The sequence below is a fragment of the Curtobacterium sp. Arg-1 genome (assembly GCF_025643395.1).
Lineage (GTDB): Bacteria > Actinomycetota > Actinomycetes > Actinomycetales > Microbacteriaceae > Curtobacterium > Curtobacterium poinsettiae.
Map to the genome: position 1 here is coordinate 3,306,919 of NZ_CP095731.1, position 19,229 is coordinate 3,326,147.

Annotated in this window: 15 protein-coding genes; 5 read left to right on the forward strand and 10 right to left on the reverse strand. The window is 71.0% G+C overall.

Features of this window, described 5'->3' with window-relative positions:
* Positions 1 to 8: 8 nt before the first annotated feature.
* Complete coding sequence (locus MXD64_RS15865) at positions 9 to 755, reverse strand: phosphoglyceromutase (RefSeq protein WP_263136779.1); 747 nt, start codon at positions 753 to 755, stop codon at positions 9 to 11.
* Positions 756 to 799: 44 nt separating this feature from the next.
* On the opposite strand from MXD64_RS15865, the gene MXD64_RS15870 reads away from it, so the two are divergent.
* On the forward strand, positions 800 to 1,573 hold the full coding sequence (locus MXD64_RS15870; RefSeq protein ID WP_017888073.1) for an SAM-dependent methyltransferase: 774 nt from the start codon (positions 800 to 802) through the stop codon (positions 1,571 to 1,573).
* 96 nt (positions 1,574 to 1,669) lie between these two features.
* Here the strand turns inward: MXD64_RS15870 and ygfZ are convergent, their stop codons facing one another.
* From ygfZ to MXD64_RS15885, 3 genes are all read right to left on the reverse strand, one after another.
* A complete protein-coding gene (gene ygfZ, locus MXD64_RS15875) occupies positions 1,670 to 2,752 on the reverse strand; it encodes a CAF17-like 4Fe-4S cluster assembly/insertion protein YgfZ (protein WP_263136780.1) in 1,083 nt (360 codons plus the stop codon).
* A complete protein-coding gene (locus MXD64_RS15880) occupies positions 2,752 to 3,354 on the reverse strand; it encodes an FABP family protein (RefSeq protein ID WP_017888075.1) in 603 nt (200 codons plus the stop codon). Before MXD64_RS15880 ends, ygfZ begins: the two co-directional genes overlap by 1 nt.
* Positions 3,355 to 3,491: 137 nt before the next feature.
* A complete protein-coding gene (locus MXD64_RS15885; protein WP_140448504.1) occupies positions 3,492 to 3,773 on the reverse strand; it encodes a hypothetical protein in 282 nt (93 codons plus the stop codon).
* Positions 3,774 to 3,953: 180 nt separating this feature from the next.
* Here MXD64_RS15885 and MXD64_RS15890 point away from each other — a divergent pair, with 180 nt between their 5' ends.
* The 3 genes from MXD64_RS15890 to MXD64_RS15900 are packed head-to-tail and all read left to right on the forward strand — an operon-like array spanning position 3,954 to position 7,528.
* A complete protein-coding gene (locus tag MXD64_RS15890) occupies positions 3,954 to 4,637 on the forward strand; it encodes a response regulator transcription factor (protein ID WP_017888078.1) in 684 nt (227 codons plus the stop codon).
* Positions 4,637 to 5,464 (forward strand): mycothiol synthase, encoded by an 828-nt coding sequence (gene mshD / locus MXD64_RS15895; RefSeq protein ID WP_263136781.1) that lies wholly within the window; start codon positions 4,637 to 4,639, stop codon positions 5,462 to 5,464. Before MXD64_RS15890 ends, mshD begins: the two co-directional genes overlap by 1 nt.
* 48 nt (positions 5,465 to 5,512) lie before the next feature.
* Entirely contained in the window at positions 5,513 to 7,528 is a 2,016-nt protein-coding gene (locus MXD64_RS15900; RefSeq protein ID WP_031260226.1) for a serine/threonine-protein kinase, read from the forward strand.
* Between the two features lie 100 nt (positions 7,529 to 7,628).
* Here the strand turns inward: MXD64_RS15900 and MXD64_RS15905 are convergent, their stop codons facing one another.
* Genes MXD64_RS15905 through MXD64_RS15915 form a run of 3 tightly spaced genes read right to left on the reverse strand, consistent with a single transcriptional unit; the run spans position 7,629 to position 15,955 of the window.
* Positions 7,629 to 11,894, reverse strand: coding sequence for an FtsK/SpoIIIE domain-containing protein (locus MXD64_RS15905; RefSeq protein WP_263136783.1), 4,266 nt, complete (start codon positions 11,892 to 11,894; stop codon positions 7,629 to 7,631).
* A 39-nt stretch (positions 11,895 to 11,933) separates the two neighbouring features.
* Positions 11,934 to 13,340: a hypothetical protein gene (locus MXD64_RS15910; RefSeq protein ID WP_263136784.1), complete on the reverse strand. Its 1,407-nt coding sequence runs from the start codon at positions 13,338 to 13,340 to the stop codon at positions 11,934 to 11,936.
* Positions 13,337 to 15,955 carry a hypothetical protein gene (locus MXD64_RS15915; RefSeq protein WP_263136785.1) on the reverse strand — a complete coding sequence of 873 codons (2,619 nt, stop codon included), beginning with the start codon at positions 15,953 to 15,955 and terminating at the stop codon, positions 13,337 to 13,339. Before MXD64_RS15915 ends, MXD64_RS15910 begins: the two co-directional genes overlap by 4 nt.
* A 390-nt stretch (positions 15,956 to 16,345) precedes the next feature.
* On the opposite strand from MXD64_RS15915, the gene MXD64_RS15920 reads away from it, so the two are divergent.
* Positions 16,346 to 16,939 (forward strand): hypothetical protein, encoded by a 594-nt coding sequence (locus MXD64_RS15920; RefSeq protein ID WP_263136786.1) that lies wholly within the window; start codon positions 16,346 to 16,348, stop codon positions 16,937 to 16,939.
* Positions 16,940 to 16,972: 33 nt separating this feature from the next.
* Here the strand turns inward: MXD64_RS15920 and MXD64_RS15925 are convergent, their stop codons facing one another.
* From MXD64_RS15925 to MXD64_RS15935, 3 genes are all read right to left on the reverse strand, one after another.
* Positions 16,973 to 17,443: a hypothetical protein gene (locus MXD64_RS15925; RefSeq protein ID WP_263136787.1), complete on the reverse strand. Its 471-nt coding sequence runs from the start codon at positions 17,441 to 17,443 to the stop codon at positions 16,973 to 16,975.
* Positions 17,415 to 18,347 carry a hypothetical protein gene (locus tag MXD64_RS15930; RefSeq protein ID WP_259576856.1) on the reverse strand — a complete coding sequence of 311 codons (933 nt, stop codon included), beginning with the start codon at positions 18,345 to 18,347 and terminating at the stop codon, positions 17,415 to 17,417. The genes MXD64_RS15925 and MXD64_RS15930 overlap by 29 nt, the downstream gene beginning before the upstream one ends.
* Before the next feature lie 100 nt (positions 18,348 to 18,447).
* The gene (locus MXD64_RS15935) at positions 18,448 to 19,227 is read right to left on the reverse strand and encodes a hypothetical protein (protein ID WP_214531993.1); all 780 of its coding nucleotides are present in this window, start codon (positions 19,225 to 19,227) and stop codon (positions 18,448 to 18,450) included.
* Positions 19,228 to 19,229 lie beyond the last annotated feature (2 nt).

Consider the following 19,229-nt stretch of genomic DNA (forward strand, 5'->3'; position numbering starts at 1 on the left):
CGTGGGCGCTACTTCTTGGCGCCCTGGGCGGCCACGGCGGCGGCGCCGGCAGCGGCGGCCTCGGGGTCCAGGTAGTACGCGGGCTTCGTCGGCGTGAAGTCGTCGCCGAGCTCGTACACCAGCGGGATGCCGGTCGGGATGTTCAGACCGGCGATGTCGTCGTCGGAGATGCCGTCGAGGTGCTTCACGAGCGCACGCAGCGAGTTGCCGTGGGCAGTGACGAGCACGGTCTTTCCGGCGGCGAGGTCCTTCGTGATGTCGGACTCCCAGTACGGCAGCAGGCGGTCGATCACGAGCTTGAGCGACTCGGTGCGGGGCAGCTGGTCGCCGAGCTCGGCGTAGCGGCGGTCACCGGACTGCGACCACTCGGCTCCGTCTGCGATGGGCGGCGGCGGGACGTCGAACGAGCGGCGCCACTCCATGAACTGCTGCTCGCCGTACTCGGCCAGGGTCTGGGCCTTGTCCTTGCCCTGCAGGGCGCCGTAGTGGCGCTCGTTGAGGCGCCAGTCGCGCTTCACCGGCAGCCAGGCCAGGTCGGCCTGCAGCAGCGCGATGTCCGCGGTCTGGATCGCGCGGGTCAGGAGCGAGGTGTACAGGACGTCGGGGACGATGCCGGACTCGGCGATGAGGTCGCCGGCGCGCTTCGCCTCCTTCTCGCCCAGCTCGCTGAGCCGGACGTCGACCCAACCGGTGAACAGGTTCTTCTGGTTCCAGTCACTGTTGCCGTGACGGAGCAGGACGAGCGTGGAGGTCATGCCTCCGAGTCTACCGAGCGGTACCGGCCCCGTACCCTTGACGCATGCCCATCGGGAACGTGACGCGCGGGACGACCGGGTACAACCGGCTCCGCCGCGTCGACCGGTGGATCGCGACCCTGCCGGTGCTGCGCCGGACGGACGACCCGCTCGTCGCCGACGTCGGCTACGGGGCATCGCCGACCACCACCCTCGAGCTCCGCGACCGGCTGGCGGCCGTCCGACCGGACGTCGAGGTGACCGGCATCGAGATCGAGCCCTCGCGAGTCGCGCTCGCGAACGCCGGGACCCGCGACGGCGTGACCTTCCGCCTGGGTGGCTTCGAGACGCCGACGCCCGGGCAGCGCCGACCCGCCGTCATCCGGGCCTTCAACGTGCTGCGGCAGTACGACGAGTCCGCGGTGGTCGGGTCGTGGCGGATCATGCAGGACCGGCTGCAGCCCGGCGGTGCGCTCGTCGAGGGGACGTGCAACGAAGTCGGCCGGGTCGCATCGTGGGTGACGCTCGACGACGTCGCGCCACGGACCTTCACGGTGTCGCTCCGCCTCGCCGGGCTCGACGTCCCCTCCATCGTCGCCGAGCGCCTGCCGAAGGCCCTGATCCACCGCAACGTGCCCGGCGAACGGGTGCACGCGTTCCTCGGCGACCTCGACCTGTCGTGGGCGGTCGCGGCTCCGCTCGGCACGTACGGACCCCGGCAGCGGTGGATCGCCACGGTGCGCGGCATGCGCGGCCGCGGGTGGCCGGTGCTGCACGGCGTGACCAGGTGGCGGCTCGGCGAGCTCAGCGTCCCCTGGTCGGCCGTCGAGCCCGCCTGACGCAGCGGCGCAGAACACCGGTGTTCGCGCTCCGAACACCCGCGACCCGCGGTGCGACCGGCGAACACCGGTGTCTTGCGACCGTCAACGCGCAGGCTAGGAGCGCTTCACGGCTCCGAGACGGGGCAGGCGCGGGACGTTCGCCGTCGCACCGGCCTCGGGCGGGACGATGGTCTCCTGCGCCGCGGTCACCACGACGTCGTCGGCCTCGAGCCGCAGGGTCGCGGTGGGGTCGAGGGAACGCTTGACCACGGCGAGCCCGATCGGACCGAGCTCGTGGTGGATCGCCGACGCCGACAGCCGACCGACCTGCTTGTCGTCGAGCAGCACGGGGGTGCCGGGTGCCGGCAGCACGCCGTCGGACCCGTCCAGGTGCAGCAGCACGGCCCGACGCGGCGGGTGCCCGAGGTTGTGGACCTTGGCGACGGTCTCCTGCCCGCGGTAGCAGCCCTTCGACAGGTGCACGGCGGAACGCAGCCAGTCGAGCTCGTGCGGGATCGTCCGCTCGTCGACGTCGGACAGGACCGGTCGCCAGGCGGCGATCCGCAACGCCTCGTACGCCAGGAGCCCCGCGACGGGGACGTCCGACGCGGCGATCGCGGCCGCAGTGCCGGGGGTGACCACGGCGATGCGGAGGGTCCAGTCGGAGCCGGGGTGGGCCTCCTGGGCGGCGTAGCCCCACCCGCCGGGCGTGACGACGCCCCACGGGTCGACCCACTCGACGACGGGTCGTTTCGGCAGTTCGACGGAGGCGAACGGTGCGGCCTCGCCGAGCCAGCCGAGGGTGACGAAGTCGGCCGAACGGTCGGCGACCTCGACCCGGAGCATGAAGCGCATCGAGTCGAGCCAGCCGGCGAGCGGCGCAGCGTCAGGGCGCTCGGAGAGCAGCCAGGCGGTCGCACCGTCGTCCACGATCCGGGCCGCGTGCTCGACGCGTCCGGCCTGGTCGAGCACGAGCGTCTCGGTGCTGACGCCCGTGGGCAACCCGGTGAGCTGCTGCGAGGTGATCGAGTTGAGCCACGACAGGCGGTCCGGCCCGGAGACCGTGACGACACCCAGACCGAGCTCGACGACGGCGCGGCCGCGGGACAGCAGGCGCTGCTCCCCGATCGGGTTGCCGAAGTGCGCGGCGACCGAATCGGCCGCGACGAAGCCGTCCCGCGCGGCGAACACCGACATCACTCGACCTTCGCGAGCTGCCCCGAGGCGTGCGAGGTGAGTTCACGGCCGAGCGCGGCGATGTCCCACGCCCAGAAGAGCTTGCCCTCGACCAGGCCGTACAGGCGGGTCGCGGCGGAGTAGTCCTTCGCGTTCGGCGAGCGCAGCACGGCGTCGGTCGACAGGTCGATCCGGCCCTTCAGCACACGGCCGACGTAGAGCTCGTTGACGCCCGTCGGGTGGATGATCGCGGCCTCGACGTCGAAGCCGTCGGTCGTGTTGCGGAGCGCCTCGACGCTCTCGACCGTGCTAAAGGGCGTGGGCCCCTCGCCCAGGAGCATCGCGGGGCCGCGGTCGCCGGGCTCGGTCGGACGGTCGATCCGCCAGTAGCCCATCTCGGCGGCGAGCGGGGTGTGTTCGTCGTCGAGCAGCCACGTGGTGGACGAGTAGTTCAGGTAGGGCAGGCCGTCGTGGCTGAAGCTGACGCGCTGGCCGAACTCGTAGTTCCGGACCTCGTCGTCGTCACCGACCGGGTACTCGACCACACCGGTGCCCTCCCACACGCCGACCAGCCACGACAGCGGGACCAGTTCGGGGGCGAGGCCTTCGGGCAGCTCGATCAACGCTGACCCTTGAACAGCTTCACGACGACGACCACCGAGATGAACGCGATCGCGAGCGACGCCAGGCCGAGGAGGCCGACGTAGAAGAGCTCGAGCGCAAGCAGCGAATCCATGGTCCGGAGTCTACGCGGCTCGGCTCAACGCGCCAGGAGCACCACCGCGGTGACGAGCACCACGACGAACGCCCCGGACGACGCGATGCTGATCCGTTCGACCAGCCCGTCCTTGGTGGCGGTGATGAGCTGCAGCACGAAGCTGACCATGACGCAGGCGACGAAGACGAGCAGCAGCCAGGCGAACGAGTCGCGCTCGGCCAGGGTCAGGACGAGCACCGCCCCGACGACCGCCAGCACCCAGACCGGCAGGACGGACGTCAGCCGCAGGCGACGCTGGTCGGTGGGGTGCACGGGCTCGGTCACGCGATCCATCATGACAGGGGACGTGCGGAATGCTCGCACCGCCGGGTGCGGTGCTCGTGCGGGACGCTCGCACCGCCGGTGCGGTGCTGTGCGGGACGGCGCGCAATCCGTCCGGCCGGATGAGTCCTTCCCGAGCATCACTAGGATGTCTCCACGACGTCATCCACCTCCGGAGGTCCTGTGGCACAGCTCCTGGTACTCACCTCGACCGCGCCCGGAGACGTCCTGCCGAGCCTGGGCCTCCTGAGCCACCGGATCCGCCACGTGCCGGCCGAGGCCGCGCAGCTGGTCAACGCCCCGCAGAGCGACCTGATGTTCGTGGACGCCCGCACCGACCTGGTCAGCGCGAAGGCCCTGTGCAAGATCCTCGCCTCGTCGGGGTCGACCACGCCGATCGTGCTCGTCGTCACCGAGGGCGGTCTGACCGCGGTGAACAGCGACTGGAACGTCGACGACGTCGTGCTCGAGAGCGCCGGCCCCGCCGAGATCGACGCCCGCATCCGCCTGTCGGCCGGTCGTGCCGCGAAGGGCCAGACGAGCTCGAAGATCCAGGCGTCCGGTGTCGTCATCGACGAGGCCAGCTACTCCGCCAAGGTCCGCGGTCGGCCGCTCGACCTGACGTTCAAGGAGTTCGAGCTCCTGCGGTTCTTCGCCACCCACCCGTCACGCGTCTTCACCCGCGAGCAGCTGCTCAGCGAGGTCTGGGGCTACGACTACTTCGGAGGCACCCGCACCGTCGACGTGCACGTCCGACGGCTCCGCGCCAAGCTCGGCGACCTCGAGTCGCTCATCGGCACCGTCCGCAACGTCGGGTACCGCTTCAACGTCTACGACGACGAGGCCGAGCGCCTGATGGGGCAGTAGTGCTGCCCGACCTCGGCGCCTTCGTCGCCCCCGGCGAGGCCCCGCCGTTCTCCGACCAGACCCTGGTGGACGTCCGCGCCGGGCGCGCGAGCGTCCTGTCCGTCGACGACGGGGTCGCCGTGGTCCGTGACGGTGAGCTCGAGATGGTCGTCGCCCAGGAGGCCCGCGGCCGCGGCATCGGCACCTCCCTGGTGACGCAGGCGCTCGCGCTGGGCGGCGGGGCCGCTCCCCGGCTCGCCTGGGCGCACGGGGACCACCCGGCAGCGCGGGCGCTGGCCGACCGGTTCGGCTGGCGCGCGGTCCGCACGCTGCTGCAGCTCCGGGCGCCCGTCGCCGACTCCGAGGTGGACGTCGCCGCCGACGTCGAGCTGCCCGACGGGTTCAGCCTGTTGACGTTCCGCCCGGGCACCGACGACGAGACCGACTGGCTCGCGCTGAACGCCGCAGCCTTCGCGCACCACCCCGAGCAGGGGCGGATGACGCTGGACGACCTGCACGCCCGCGAAGCCGACGCCTGGTTCTCCGGCGACGACCTGCTCTTGCTCCGCGATGCCTCCGGGCAGCTCGCCGGGTCGTGCTGGCTCAAGGTCGAGGACGGCATCGGCGAGTTCTACGCCGTCGCCGTGCGGCCCGACCTGCAGGGACAGCGGCTCGGTGGTGTGCTCATGCGTGCGGGAACCGCCCGGCTGCACGGCCGTGGGCTGACCGCCGCCGCACTGTACGTCGAGGGGGACAACGAGCCGGCGCTCGCGCTGTACCGGCGCTCGGGGTTCACGCAGCACGCGATCGACGTGCAGTACGCGGCGCCGGAGCAGCCCGGCCGGTAACATTGCGTGGTCGGCGAGGGGTCGGCCATCGGGGGGATCGGGGAACGCGTGGCGCAGGACCGTCAAGGGCAGTACGGCCAGGGCGAACCGCTCGGTGCGTCCTACCGACTGGTCGAACTGCTCGGGACCGGTGCCACCGGTGAGGTCTGGCGCGTCGAACACACTGCGACCGGTGATGCCTTCGCAGCGAAGCTCCTGCGTGCCGAACTCGCCGCCGACCCGCAGATCGTCGAGCGCTTCGTCCGGGAGCGCTCCGTGCTCCTCGCCCTGCAGCACCCGTCCGTCGTGCGCGTCCGTGACCTGGTCGTCGAGGGTGACCGGCTCGCGATCGTCATGGACCTGGTGCCGGGCGGATCCGCCCGCGACCTGCTCGCGGCGAACGGGCCGCTCACTCCGCGTGACGCCCTGACCATCACCGCCGAGACCCTCGACGCCCTCGCTGCGGCGCACGAGCAGGACGTCACCCACCGTGACGTCAAGCCCGACAACGTGTTGCTCCAGGCCCCGTGGGAGTCCGGCGCGACCGGCGACGTCCGGGTCAGCGACTTCGGCATCGCTTCCGTCGTCGCCGAGCGCGAGCGCACCACCACCGGGCTCCTCGGCACACCGCAGTACATGGCACCCGAGTCGATCAGCCACGGCCGCTCGGGTCCGGCCGCCGACGTCTACGGCGCCGGGGTCATGCTCTACGAGCTGCTGTCCGGTCGCACGCCGTTCGCCGGGCCTGGCACGGACTTCGCAGTGGCGTACCGGCACGTCACGTCGAACCCGCCCCCACTCGACGTGCCGGACCCGTTGTGGACGGCGGTGTCTGCCCTGCTGGCGAAGGACCCGAACGCCCGGCCGTCGGCGGCCGACGCGGCGGGGACTCTCCGTCGGCTCGCACGGTCCCTCGCCTCGGCATCCGCGCTGGTCGCTTCCAGCGACCCGGACTCGTTCGACGAGGTCGAGCGTCCGGCGACCGTCGTCCGTGGGGTCCGCCCCGACGACGCGACGGGATCCCAGACCACCGCCACCGGGGACGACACCGCGGTCGTCGGGCCGGCCCCGGAGCTCGGCCCCGCCGGGTCGCAGACCGTCATCCGGCCGATGGCGCGGCAGCCGCTGCCCGCCGCACCGGCCGCCGAGCCCGAACCGACGCGTCGGTTCGCCCGCCCCGAATGGCTGACCAACCGTGCGCTCCTGTTCGGCGGCATCGGCGTCGTGCTCGTCGCCGCACTGATCGTCGGTGGCGTCGTGTGGCTGCCCGGAGCTCTCCAGAAGACGCCGGGGCCCGGTTCCGCGACCGCACAGGCCGCCAACGCCTACCAGCAGGACCAGCCGCTTCCCACCGGCCTCGCGACCACACGGCGTGCCACCATCGACCCGGCGAAGGGCACCGTGGACCTGCGCATCACGTACGCGGCGCAGGCGGCCACCCTCAGCGGACCGTTCCTCGAGGTGCTGCCAGGTGCTCGGTCGGGAGACTCCTGCCCCGCGGCCACTTGGTCCGGCGAGGGCATCACGGCGAAGCGCAACCAGCCGTCGCTGACCGGTGTGGACACGGCGTGTGCGTGGAGCCTGTCCGGCGTCGAGGTCCCCGCCGGTGGAGACGTCACGGTCGAGGCCTCTGTGCCACTCTCTGTCAAGGACGGTGCCGCGCTGCAGACCTGGCTCGAGGGTGTCGGCGAGGCGACCACCACAGCCGTGACCGACGACGCCGTCCGCGGGACTGCCTACCCCGTCCAGCGGCTGCAGGGCGTCGAGGTCCGCACGCCCGACCGGACGGTCAGCCAGACGGCGCTGCCGGTGACCCTGGTGCCGGTCTGGCCGAACGGTGCCGACGAGCTCAACCCGCTCTACCGCAGTCCGAGCAGCGGGCGGCCGTCGCAGATGCTCGTCGACGTGGCCGGCGGTGAGTCCGGCGTCCGGTTCGCCGACGGCTGCTCGGGCGCGTTGGCCGTGTCGTCCGACGGGCTCGTGGTCACCGCACTCTCCGTCGCCCCGTCGTGCACCGTCCGGGCGACGGTGGGGAACTTCACGAACCTCGAGAGCTCGCCCTTCGGGATCACGACGCGCGACTGAGCGGGCCTGTCGGGGCTGAGCGCGTCGGTCGCGCGACCAGCTGACAGCGTGGAGGCCCGTGGCGGCGTCGCCACGGGCCTCCCGTCCGTCAGTCAGTCGGTCAGCTGCCTGCGGACGCGGTCTGCACGAGGCGGACGGCGCCGCCGGAGGACGCGTAGCCGCGACCCACGGTCAGCGCCACCGGTGCTCGGCGCGGGAGCGTGACGCCCAGCAACTCGCCGTCGTAGTCGACGTCCGGCTGCAGGAGGACGCCGCAACGCGACTTGCGGACCGCTCGTGTCCAGTGGCTGTAGAGCGATCGGAGGTCCGCCGAGCGGCCCGCCGCGACGACGCAGAGCCCGGGGCGCTCGGTCGCGAGCAGCGTCGCGATGGCCTGGTCGCCGTCATCGAAGCGTTCCGCGTCGTCGATCAACAGCAGCACCGGTCCACGCTCGAGCCGCAGCCCGGCCAGCAGAGCCGGGACCTCGTCGGGGCCGACGGCGATGCGGTCGAAGTCCCCGGAGGCGAGCGGCGAACGGCGATCACAGATCGCCCAGACCGCCGGTCGCACGCCATCCGCGGCGCGAGCGAGGGCCGCGAGCGCCAGGAGCACGGTCGACTTGCCCGACCGGGCTGGACCCGCAACGAGCACGTGTTCGCCGTCGTAGACCTCGAGCGCTGCGGGACGGAGATCGTCCTCGGCGACCCCGATCGGGATCCGCCACGGTTCCCCCGCGAACACCGCACCCGCACCGAGTTCGTCGACCAGGACGGCGTCGGGCAGCCGACCGACCGCACTCGCCTTCGGAGCCGTGCCGGGCCAGCGCTCGACGAGGCGATCGACGGCCTGCGCCAGCGGGACGCCCGGCGTCGCCACGTGGGACTGCAGCCGCAGGATCGAGTCGATGAAGCGACCGGCTACGGGCGGTGGGACGTCCTTCGGGCGGACGCCGATCGAGGCGTAGTCGTACGGGTCGGCCAGGCGGAACATCCACTTCTGGGTCGTCACTTCGTCCATCGCGGACGGGACCGCCTTGGCGCGGGTCGTCGAGACGGCGAACGATATGCCGAGCGCGGGCCCCTCGGCGTAGACGCGGTACAGGGCGTCGAGCAGCAGCTGCCCCTCGAAGTCCTGGTACTCGTCGCGCAGGGCCGCGAGGCCGTCGATCAACACGACTGCCCGGCGGCCACCCGGAGTGGCGCGACGTCGCTCGAGCTCGACGCGCAGGTGCCGGAGGAACCGCGCCTGCACCTCCCCCGCGCCGGCACCGGAGCCGACGTAGGCGGTCGTGTGCGGAAGCTGCGCGAGGGGCGCCAGGTCGCCTGGACCCATGTCGAGCACCAGCAGGTCGAGGTCGTCCGGGCTCGTCGCCTCGGCGAGCTGCAAGGCGAGGGTGGCGAGGGCCGTGCTCGTCCCGCTGCCGGGGATGCCCATGAGCATGAGGTTGCCCTCGTCGAGGTCCCACCCGGTCGTGACCTGGCGCTGGTGGTCCGGGTCGTCGGCCAGGGCGACGGGCACGGTCCGCAGCGGTCCGACGACGGGCGCCAGCTCGGCCAGCTCGACGCGATCGCCGAGGGCCTCGGGCCAGATCGGTCGCGGCGGGGCGTGCCCGGCGGCGGCGTTGGCCTGCGCGATCGCCTCGATGAGCTGGTCGAGGTCGGTGACGTCGGCCGCCGTCGGCGCCGGAGCGGGCATCGGAGCGGGCACGCCGAAGACGTCGGTCGGTCGGACGGACACCGGTTGCTCCGCACGCTCGTCGCGAGCACGGCCGGTGACGAGCGCGGTCTGCACCGGGGTGATGTCGTCCTGCCCGAGCTTCACGTACGCGCGACCGGTCTGTTGGCGACCGATACCCGCGGCGGTGGGCACGCCGATCACGTTGGTCGAGTCCTCGCGGCTCTGCACCCGCAGCGCCACCCGCATGTTGGTGTTCGCCAGGATGTCCTCGCTCACGACGCCAGCAGGCCGCTGGGTGGCGAGGATCATGTGGACGCCGAGTGTCCGACCGACCGCGGCGACGGCGACGAGCGAGGTGAGGACGTCGGGGAAGTCCTTCGCCAGCATCGCGAACTCGTCCACCACGAGGAGCAGGCGCGGCATCGGTTCGTCGGGCTTCGTCGCCAGGTAGGCGTCGAGGTTGTCGATGTCCGCGCCGGCTGCGGCGAACACCCGCTGACGACGCTCGAGTTCGGCCTCGAGTGCACGGATCGCACGGTCGGCGAGTTGCTCGTCCAGGTTGCTGATCGTGCCGATGGTGTGCGGCAGTCGCTCACAGGCGGCGAACGCGGCGCCGCCCTTGAAGTCGACGAGCAGGAAGTTGAGGCGGGTGGGATCGTTGCGTGCAGCGAGCCCGGCGACGAGCGAGCGCAGGAACTCGCTCTTGCCCGAACCCGTCGTGCCACCGACCAGACCGTGCGGCCCGTCGCGGACCAGATCGAGCTCGAGGACGCCGCTCTCCGACGACCCGATCGGGGTCGAGAAGCCGGTGCGGGCGCCCCACGCCGCTCGGATCGTGTCGACGGGGCTCGTGGCCGTCTGGGTTCGCGGAACCGTGTCGTCCCCCGCGAGCAGCTCCGGCAGGCGGACGAGCGACGGCAAGGACGCCCCCGGAACCAGCAGTTCGGGATCGTCGAAGTGCGCCACGCTGCGGGCGCTCCGTTCGGCTGTCTCGACGCTGAGTCCGGCGAGCACGACGTCCTCGACGCGGGTCCGGTCCTCCGGCCGGTAGACCGTCGCGGCGGCGTCGGCACCGACCGTGACGATCGTCGTGCAGGCTGCGGGAAGCTGCTGCTCGTTGGTCGCGATGACGATCCCGCTCACCCGCCGTGGCTGCTCACCGGGACGGAGCGACTGTCCGGGGACGGTGCGCCCTTCGCCGAGCAGGTTGCGGGCGGGCGCATCGCGCCCCTCGGTGAGCACCTCGGAGTCGACCACGACGAGCAGGTTCGGGGTCGGTAGCTCGTCGAGCGACTCCCGCAGCCCTCGGAGCATCGCCGCGCTCTGGTCGCGCTGTGCCGACATCCAACGGGCACCGGTGCTGCTCCCCGCCACGCGCGCGTGCGGCAGCCAGGAGGCCCACCCCCAGTCATCGGCACGGCCAGCGTCACAGAAGATGCCCACCGTCAGGTCGGCGGGACCGCAGTGCACGGTGGCCTGCGCGAGCAGGCTGCGCGCCAGCGCGAGTGCTCCCTCGCGGTCACCGACGATCCCGACGACGCCGGCGTCGGACAGGTCGGCCACCACCGGTGCTGCGGTCAGGCGACTGTCCGCGATGGCCGCCTTCGCTTCGTCCTCGAGCTTGGACGACGCGGCCCGCTGATCGAGTTCGGGGCGCCACGGTGCGTCTCCGGTGCCGGCGTGCAGGCTCAGGAAGTCGGTGTCCTGGGAGCGTCGCTGCCACAGCAGGGTGGTGGGGAGCTCGGCCCGGCGGACGACGGTGGCCGGGTCGGGGACGAGTTCCTGCCGACGGGCGGCCTCGACCGCTGCGGCCTCGGCGATCTCACCCCGGAAGGACTCCACTGCCTCGGCGAAGCGGGTGTCCTCCTCCTTCAGGTTCTTCGCCCGACGGTGCTTCTGCTCGAACCACATGCCGATCGCGGTGACCGGAGACAGCAGCGCGAACAGGGCGAACCGTGCGTCGCCGAGCAGGAGCACCATCGCCCCGGCGAGGACCAGAGGCGCTGCGACCGTGATCCAGCTGAACTTGGAGGCCTGGGGGACCTCGCGTTTGGCGGGTGGGTCGACGGTCTCGGTCTCGGTGTTCCGCCCGGCTCGGGGCGGGCGGTTGAACGGCGCGGTCGCCGCGGGCGTCAGGTTGGCCAGCGAGCCCGCGGCCGGCACGGGGACCTCGTCCAGCGCTGGCCGGACCAACAGCACGGCGCCGCCCACGATGACGCTCGTGGTCCCGGTGAGCAGCACACCGTCGGCATCGATGCGCTCGCCCGCGATCACGGTGCCGTTGGTCGAACCGGCGTCGCGCACCCGGACCCCGTCGTCCTCGCGCTCGATCGTGCAGTGCTCCCACGACGCGCTCTCGGTGGGCAGCACGACGTCGGCCTGCGGTGCCCGGCCCACGACGAGCTTCCGGCTGCGCGGGATCGGCACGACCAGACCCGCGTCGAGCCCCCCGGCGAGTGTGACACTCCAGTCGTCGACCAACTGCGGGCGCTCCTGCGGCGTGCGTCCGACACGGGACCCCTCGAGCAGGACGAGGTCACGCAGCGGAGTCGCCGCGCTGGTTCGGTGTCCGTCGACCGCGAGGGAGGTCTCGGCGTCGAGCTCGACGCCGATCGCGGCGGCGATGAGTTCTCCGAGGGAGGACGCGCCGGACCATCCGTCCACCTCGACCGCCTCGCGACGGTCGTCGAGCTCGATCAGCAGGCGCATGCTCGCGTTGTCCTTCTCGGGGGTCCGTGCGTGGGTGGGTCAGCGTGCGGTGGAGTCCTCGAACCACACCAGCGAGGTTGCCTGGGCCGCGTCGTCGCCGGATGCGTCATCGGAGCCGCCAGCGGCGACGTTGGCGGGTCGGAGACCGAGCTGCTGCGCCGAGGCCGACAGCACCGTCGCGCGTGCGCCGAGCGCCTGCTGCCGGGTGAAGTCGAGCGGCGGGCCGGCGATCCCCGCCGCGGAGTCGAGGTCGAGCGTGGCGAGGGCGTCGGTGACGTCGGTCGGCTCCACGCTCTGGGCCTTCCCGACCGCGCGGATGAGCGCGACGACGGCGTCGTGGCTCCGGGAGTCCGCTGCTCCCGCCACCGCCGAGAAGGGCCGGTCGCCCGTCAGGTTCTGGGCGTCTGCATCGTCCGCGAGCACCCGGACACCACCGAGGAACGCGGACATCGCCCGCCCCTCGGCGTCGGAGGAGAGCGCCCGTGCGTCGTCGGTGGCCACTCCGACTGTCCGGAAGGTGCCGCTCAGGCTGCCACCGCCGTCGACGAGCGCTGCGCCGAAGGCCGGGCTCGTCGCGTCCGGGGTGAGGATGACCGGCACCGTTACGTCGGCGGCCTGGAGTGCTGCCACCAGGGCGCCCTGTCGTTGCGCCGAACCGCTGATGACGACCGCATCGGAGTCCGGGTCCACCTTGCGGTCGGTGTCCTGCGCTTCGTCGGCACCCTCGCCCGCACCGCTCACACCGGTCCGTGCGGCGATCGTCTCGGCGAGCGAGCCCGTGTCCGAGGTGTCGTCGCCGTCGATGACGTGCGCCACCCGGAGCCCTGCAGGAGCACCGCCGCCGAGGTCGACGAGGAGCGGTGATCCGGCGTCACCGAGCGCAGCAGTCATGGCACTGCTGACCGAGCCGGCTGCCGGGGCGGTCGTCCAGGAGTCCTTCTCGGCGGGTGCGTAGGGCAGCACGACCGGGACGCCCTTCGCCGCCGCAGCGGTGAGCGCTCCGGTCACGTGCGCTCCGGACGAAGCGACGACGATGCCCGCGACGCCGCTCTCGGCGAGGTCGGCGACAGCGGCCTTCGCCCCAGCGATCGTCCCTCCGTCGTTCTTCGTGACGAGGGTGATGTCGGTTCCGCCGAGCGCGAGTCGTCGCTCGGCGACGAGGGCGCCCTGCGCCGCTTCGTTCCACTCGGAGCCCTCGCCGTCGCCCAGGGTGACGACGACGCCGATCTTCGTGTCCTCCGGAACGCCCCTGACGGTGACGCCCACGGGCACCGTGGCCGGGACGGCTTCGGCAGGCGCGCTGCTGGCGATCGCCCGGAACGTCAGGACGGCGGCGACCACCGCGGCCACCAGGAGCACGGCGATGCCGACGATGAGCAGTCGGCGTCGGTTGCGCGGACGCCCGGCGTCGGTGCCCTCGGTCTGGTCGGTCGTCTGGTCGCTCATCGCTCAGCCCCGATCCGGAAGGTGTACAGCGTGGTCGACGTCGCACTGGCCGGCACCTTGAGCTGGAACGCCGGCAGCGTCGTCGCCGCGTCGATCGAGGCGCGGAACTGCTCCTGCTGGAGGAGTATCCCGGCGACGTCCTCGGCGCGGACGTTCGCGTAGCCGGCGGCGTTCTGCGATGCCAGGGCGAGCTGGTAGTCCGCAGAGTCGGACTTCGCCGCGCTCGTGGCCATCGCGCCGAGGATGCCGGATCCGTTGACCTTGCGGTCACCCAGGTCGAGCATCACCCGGTTGAGGTCGCCCGTCAGCAGTGTCGACGCGCCCTGGACGTCGCGCGTCGAAGCACTCGTGCTCGCGGCGATCTGCTCCAGGCTCGACGCCGTCTGGCGGTCGACGGCGGACGCCAGCTCGGAGCCTTCCCGCTCCAGCGTCCCCCGCTGCTCGTCGATCGTGCCCTTCGAGTCCTTCGTGACCTCGCCAGAGGTGGAACGGAGGCCGGCGATCGATTTGTCGAAGGCCGAGATGACGGCGTCACGACTGCCCTTCGCCGTCTCGCTGACCTGCCGCACCTGCTGGTCGATGATCTTCTGGACGTCCTTCTCGGACTGGGTGGACGCGTCGGCGAAGGCCTTGCGGACGGCGTCCTGCAGTTCGGTCTGCTGCGTGCTGATCGCGGTCAGCTGGGTGCCGACCACTGCGCTCGACTTCGTTGCCTGCTCGACGAGTTCCTCGAGCTGGCGGGCTGCGCCGTCGACCGAGCCACCGTCGTCGCGCACCGCTCGACGCACCTCGGCGATGCCGTCGTCGAGCGCGTCGACGTCGTCGGACAGCGTCGTCACCGCGGCACCGATACCGGTCGCTGAACGGAGATCGGTCGCCGCGACCACCGCATCCCACTGCTCCGCCTGGTCCGTGAGGCGTTCGTCCATCGGGGTGCTGAACCGCCCACCGGGCTTCAGCGTCGTGCCTTCTTCGGCACCGGGGCACGGCGTCGTGGTCAGGTACCCGCGCAGCGCATCCGCTTGCTCCGCGTCGAGCTGGTCGGTCGCCGCGAGAGCGCAGAGCTGGTCGGCGACCTCGCGGTTCTGCGCCTGCATCGAGGTGCTGAACAGACCGTCGCCGGCGCCGCCCACGAGGGCGCGCGCTGCGATGGCCTGCCGGTTCACCGTCGTGACGGCGTCGCGCACCGGGCCGAGGTCGTCAGCGGTCTGGTCACGCAGGTCCTGCAACGCCTGCAGGGTGCGCGCGACCTCACCGGTGCCGTCGCTGCCGAGCGCCTGCACGGCGGTGTCGATCTCCCCGAGCTTGGCCCGCAGGGCGTCCGACTGCTCGATCGCCGAGTCCGCGAGCTTGGGGTCGAGCTGGTCGGCGAGCTGCTGCCCGGTGTTGACCAGACCGATCAACGAGGTGCTCACCGCACGCGACGATTCCCAGAGCGCGCAGGTCAACGAACCACGGGCCTCCTGAGGGGCGCACGTCGCCGCGTCCGGCGACGCCGGGCCGACGGATCCCGCCAGCTGCGCGCTGACCTGCTGCTTGCACGCCTCGCTGGCGTCGGCGTAGCCGGTGAGCTGCGCCGAGACGCGGAGCAGGTTGCCGTAGACGCTGCCTCCGGCGGACGGTGTCTTCGGTGTGGCCGCGCAGCCGTTGCCGTCGAGCACCGTTGCGGTCGCGGTCGCGGACGTGTCGCCGAGCAGGCTGTCGAGGCTCGTGGTGGTCTGCTGGAGCTGCTGCAACACCGTCGACTGCGTGGCCTTGACGGTGGTGCCGAGATCGCCGTTCAGGGAGCCGAGCTGCCCAGAGAGCGACTGCATCGTGCTCGCCAGCGAGGAGCTGCTCTCCTTCAGGCGTTCCGCCGTCCTGACGCCGAGGGTCTCGGACGTCGTCTCGAGGTTGGACCGGACCTCGGTGATGGTGCCGCCGGCACGGGCAAGCACCTCGTTGACCTGCGCGATGAGGTCGATCGTGCGGCGCTGCAGCGCCAGTTCGGAATCGTTGTCGGACCCGAACGCCGCGTTCACGACGCCGGTCGAGGACAGGTCCGTCGACAGCCCGGGCTGCGCCGCGACGTCGATGGTCGGCGCTGTGAAGTCCTCGACGTCGGCGACGAGGTGCAGCGTGCTGCTCGCACCGGAGGTCGGCGGGGCGAGCAGCCGTCCCCACTGGACGACCGCGTCGCCGTCCTCGTTGGTGCTCACGACACCGTCGGTCGAGGAGCCGGAGTCGGCAGAGTCCGTCACGACGCGGTCCGCGGCGGTCCCCGTCAGCACGGTCGACGCAGCGATGCTGAAGGGCGCGCCCACGAGTGCCGGGGTCGAACGCGACGTGCCCGCGACGTCGTAGGTCAGGTTCTTCGACTTGACCGTCAGGTTCTCGATCGTCAGGTCGATCGACACCCGACCCGAGTAGCCGTCGAGGTCGGCGAGGTCCGTCCCGGTCTTCTTCTTCGTCGAGTACTGCGTCGTGATGCGCAGTGGCAGGTCACTCGCCGCCTTCGCGGGGTCGTGCTCGGTCGTCGCAGACGACGAGTCCTTGCCTGCGACCGAGATCGCGGTGTCCGAGATCGACGTGATCGAACCGTCCGCGGCGAGGCGCGTGTCGACGGTCTGCAGCACCCGCGAGGGGTCAGCAACGGGCTTGTCGTCGGAAGTGCAGCCAGCGAGTACCAGCGCAGCGATCCCCGTCACGGCGACCGCCCCCACGAGTCGGCGACTGGTGGTTCGTGTTCCGGTGTTCCCGGCACGCTGGTTGATCACGGTCTTCCCCCCAAGAGAATCGTCGAGCACATCGATGCTAGTTGCTGAACAGCGTCTGGTCCGCGCGGGTCGGCCCCGTCAGCCACCCCCGTTCGGGCCACAGCTCGCCGCTGAAATCCAACATAGAGCATCTACGGAGGACCCGTCCCTGTCCACAGCCCGCTGATACTCTGCACGCATGATCCAGGGGGACCAGGGCGTCATGCCCTTCGAACGACCGCGCACGAACGCACGAACGGGGGCGGACCGGTGAACATCAACCTGTCGCCGGTGGTGATAGCCCTGGCCGCGATGGTCGCCATCCCGGCCGTCGTCAGCGCGCTCGTCCGTCAGAGCGACCGGAAGCGGCCACCGTCCTCCGTCGTCGGCGACGAGGCGTACGGCGTGCTCTTCACCGTCCGCGCGCGCCGGTTCAGCTACCTGCTGCTCCGCATCATCGGCATCGTCTTCGTCGTCGTCGGCGGGCTCTTCTTCCTGGCCACGCTCAGCCTGCTCGACGACCCCGATGCGATCGGCATGCTCATCGCCGGCGTCGGCATGGTGCTGTTCGGGATCCTGTTCGTCTACCTCGGCGTCGGGCAGAAGCGTCGCCGCATCGAGGCGTACGACTCCAGACTGGTCGTGACGCCGATGTTCCGTGCGGCGCGGACCGTCGACCCCGCGGCGGTCAAGGGCATCCGGCCCACCACCAACCGGTTCGGCGGGCTCGACATCAAGGTGCACGGCCAACGCGGTGTGATCAGTGTCCTGTCGATCGACGCCGCCTACCCCGAGCTCTGCGCATGGCTCGAGCATCGGGCACCGGCGCAGTGGGGCGAGTTCGTCAGGGTCTTCGGACGCTGAGCGGCGGACTGCTGCCGCGCTGGGCAGCCAGACCTACCGTGTTCGCGCTGGCTCGAAGCTCTTCACGTACACGGCCTGGCGGATCCTGTTCAAGAAATCCCGCATCGTGAATGACCCCTCGCCGACGTCGAACCGGTAGCGCTCCCACTCGACGACGCCCCGCGCCAAGTCGTGCTCGTTGTCGCGATTCACACCCCAGGTCTGCACGAGCGTTCCGCAGTCGGACGTCTCGAACACGACCTGCGACGTCGACGAGCCGATGCCCTTCAGGGAGTGAGACGAGTCCGCACTGCTGCGCGCGGAGCTGACGGTGCAGACGACGTGCAGCCGGTGTCCTGCGTCGTAGACCTTCAACGTGATCGGCCCGACGAAGAAGCCCAGCAAGGGAACGAGCACGAAGACGGAGAAGACGATCGAAGCCAGGATCCTGTCTCGCCGGACGCGTCTTCGCCGTGCGAGTCGCGCAGCCCCGGAGTCATTCATCGATACCGGCCGCAGGCTCACCCGGCTCGCTCACGCCGTACACCTCCGGGGCCAGCGGCACCCACGGCGCATGCTCCCTGACCCAGAACGACGCGCCACCGACGGTGAATGCGTACTCCCCGGGGGCACGGTCGTAGCGGCGGGCGAAAGCGTCTTGGTTCCCGAACGAGATCGTCTTCGAATAGGTCAGACGGCCACAATCAGGCGCGTCGAACCCCACACCAGCGTAAGAAGCGCCGACGCCCTTCGCGGACCGACTCGACAGTGTGACAGCTTCCGCAGACGTCGCCGTGCAAGTGACTCGCTCCCGGTGCGCGCTGTCGTATGCGTTCATGACGAACAGTCCCGGGAACATGGCAAGCGTGAAAAGGTGGAACGCGACGATGGTCAGCATCGACAGCGCGTTGCGGATTGGCTGCGGCTTCGTCTGGTGAGTGAGCTTGATGAAGAAGGCCTGGTGCTCGACCCAAGGCTCGCCGCCGTTCCGATCAAGCCAGTCGTTCAGTACGTCGTAGTGACGGTGGAACCGGTTCGACCGAAATCCGCGTCGTCCGCGAGCGGTAGCGGCGCTGACCACGTCGTTGCCTTTGCCTGACGCTCGAAAGCGGGCGAGTTCGCCAGGACGGATGGTCCTGGTGCCGCGGAAGTTGACGGTCGCCTCGAGTCGGTCGGGGAACACCTTGACCCGGGTGCGGATGGTACTCACCGCCAGCATCAGTCCCAGTAACCCGAAGAACAGCAGGAGCGCGCTACACCAGACGCGGGTGAACCACGCGCCACCGAACACATCCTGCGAGCACGCCAACCACAGTCCTGCGGCGACTACCCCAGCTGACAGCAGCCTCCACGCCACCGGCACCACCCTGTTCCCCTGGACCAGCACCGGCCTGCCGTGAGATTTCTTCAGCTCGCGTTCCCCCGCCACCCTTCGACCGTACCGGGCGAGACCACCATCAACGCCGTAGCTTGCGGGATGCGCTCCCCATGCGCTCGTAGTGACGCCCCCTGAAGTGCGCCACCATCGATCACGGCAGCGAAGGCCGAACGGTCAACACCTCACCACCGCGCCAGGTCCCTGCGCCACTATCAACCCTCTTCTTCGCAAGAAACGCTTCAACGATCTTCAGCGCCGCTTCAACGTCCACCGTGAGGCCTCGAGCCACGGGAGCAGAGACGTTTCCCATGGCGATCTCGACAACATCCGACGCATCAACCGGGCCGCCGAGCGGAAGCTCCCACCGCTCTCCATCGGTCACGTCCTCAGTCCTGAAGACGATGACCTCCCGTGCGGCATCGCCACAGATGTTGATCTGACGATCTCGATCGATGACGGAGACCAACGTACGTTCACGGCCGTCGAGGGCGCGGACCTTCGCCTCCACTTGAGCCAGGGTCGGGGAGTTCTGCACGCATCGCCGGCCTCGCACCCACCACTGCAGCGCAGGTCCCGAGGCTCGGTCGCGACCGGGGAGTCCCCTATCGACGTGCCGCCGGGCCAGTGCCCCGAGGGTCCAACCAGCGATGAGGCTCATGAACCAGGTCTGGATCGACAGCTGCGCGCCGACGAGCAAGAACTCGGTTGCAAGGGGCCCTCCGAAGAACGCGACCGCCAAGCCGAGCATTGCCCACCCCGAGCCGAGGAACCCCAGAAGGCCGGCGAGGGTGACGGCGAGCAGCACATTCGCCAAGACGACCGGAAACGTCAGCTGCTGCAATCCGAAGAAGAACGCGACCGCGCCCGTGAGAGCGATCAGCGCGATGTTGCCGACGACGCCCGCTCGACTCAGCGGGCGATAACGGCGCACTC

What these genes read in the sequence shown, in the direction of transcription:
- MXD64_RS15865 (WP_263136779.1), bottom strand. Translation starts at nt 755, where the DNA reads ATGACCTCCACGCTCGTCCTGCTCCGTCACGGCAACAGTGACTGGAAC.
- MXD64_RS15870 (WP_017888073.1), top strand. Translation starts at nt 800, where the DNA reads ATGCCCATCGGGAACGTGACGCGCGGGACGACCGGGTACAACCGGCTC.
- ygfZ (WP_263136780.1), bottom strand. Translation starts at nt 2,752, where the DNA reads ATGTCGGTGTTCGCCGCGCGGGACGGCTTCGTCGCGGCCGATTCGGTC.
- MXD64_RS15905 (WP_263136783.1), bottom strand. Translation starts at nt 11,894, where the DNA reads ATGCGCCTGCTGATCGAGCTCGACGACCGTCGCGAGGCGGTCGAGGTG.
- MXD64_RS15910 (WP_263136784.1), bottom strand. Translation starts at nt 13,340, where the DNA reads ATGAGCGACCAGACGACCGACCAGACCGAGGGCACCGACGCCGGGCGT.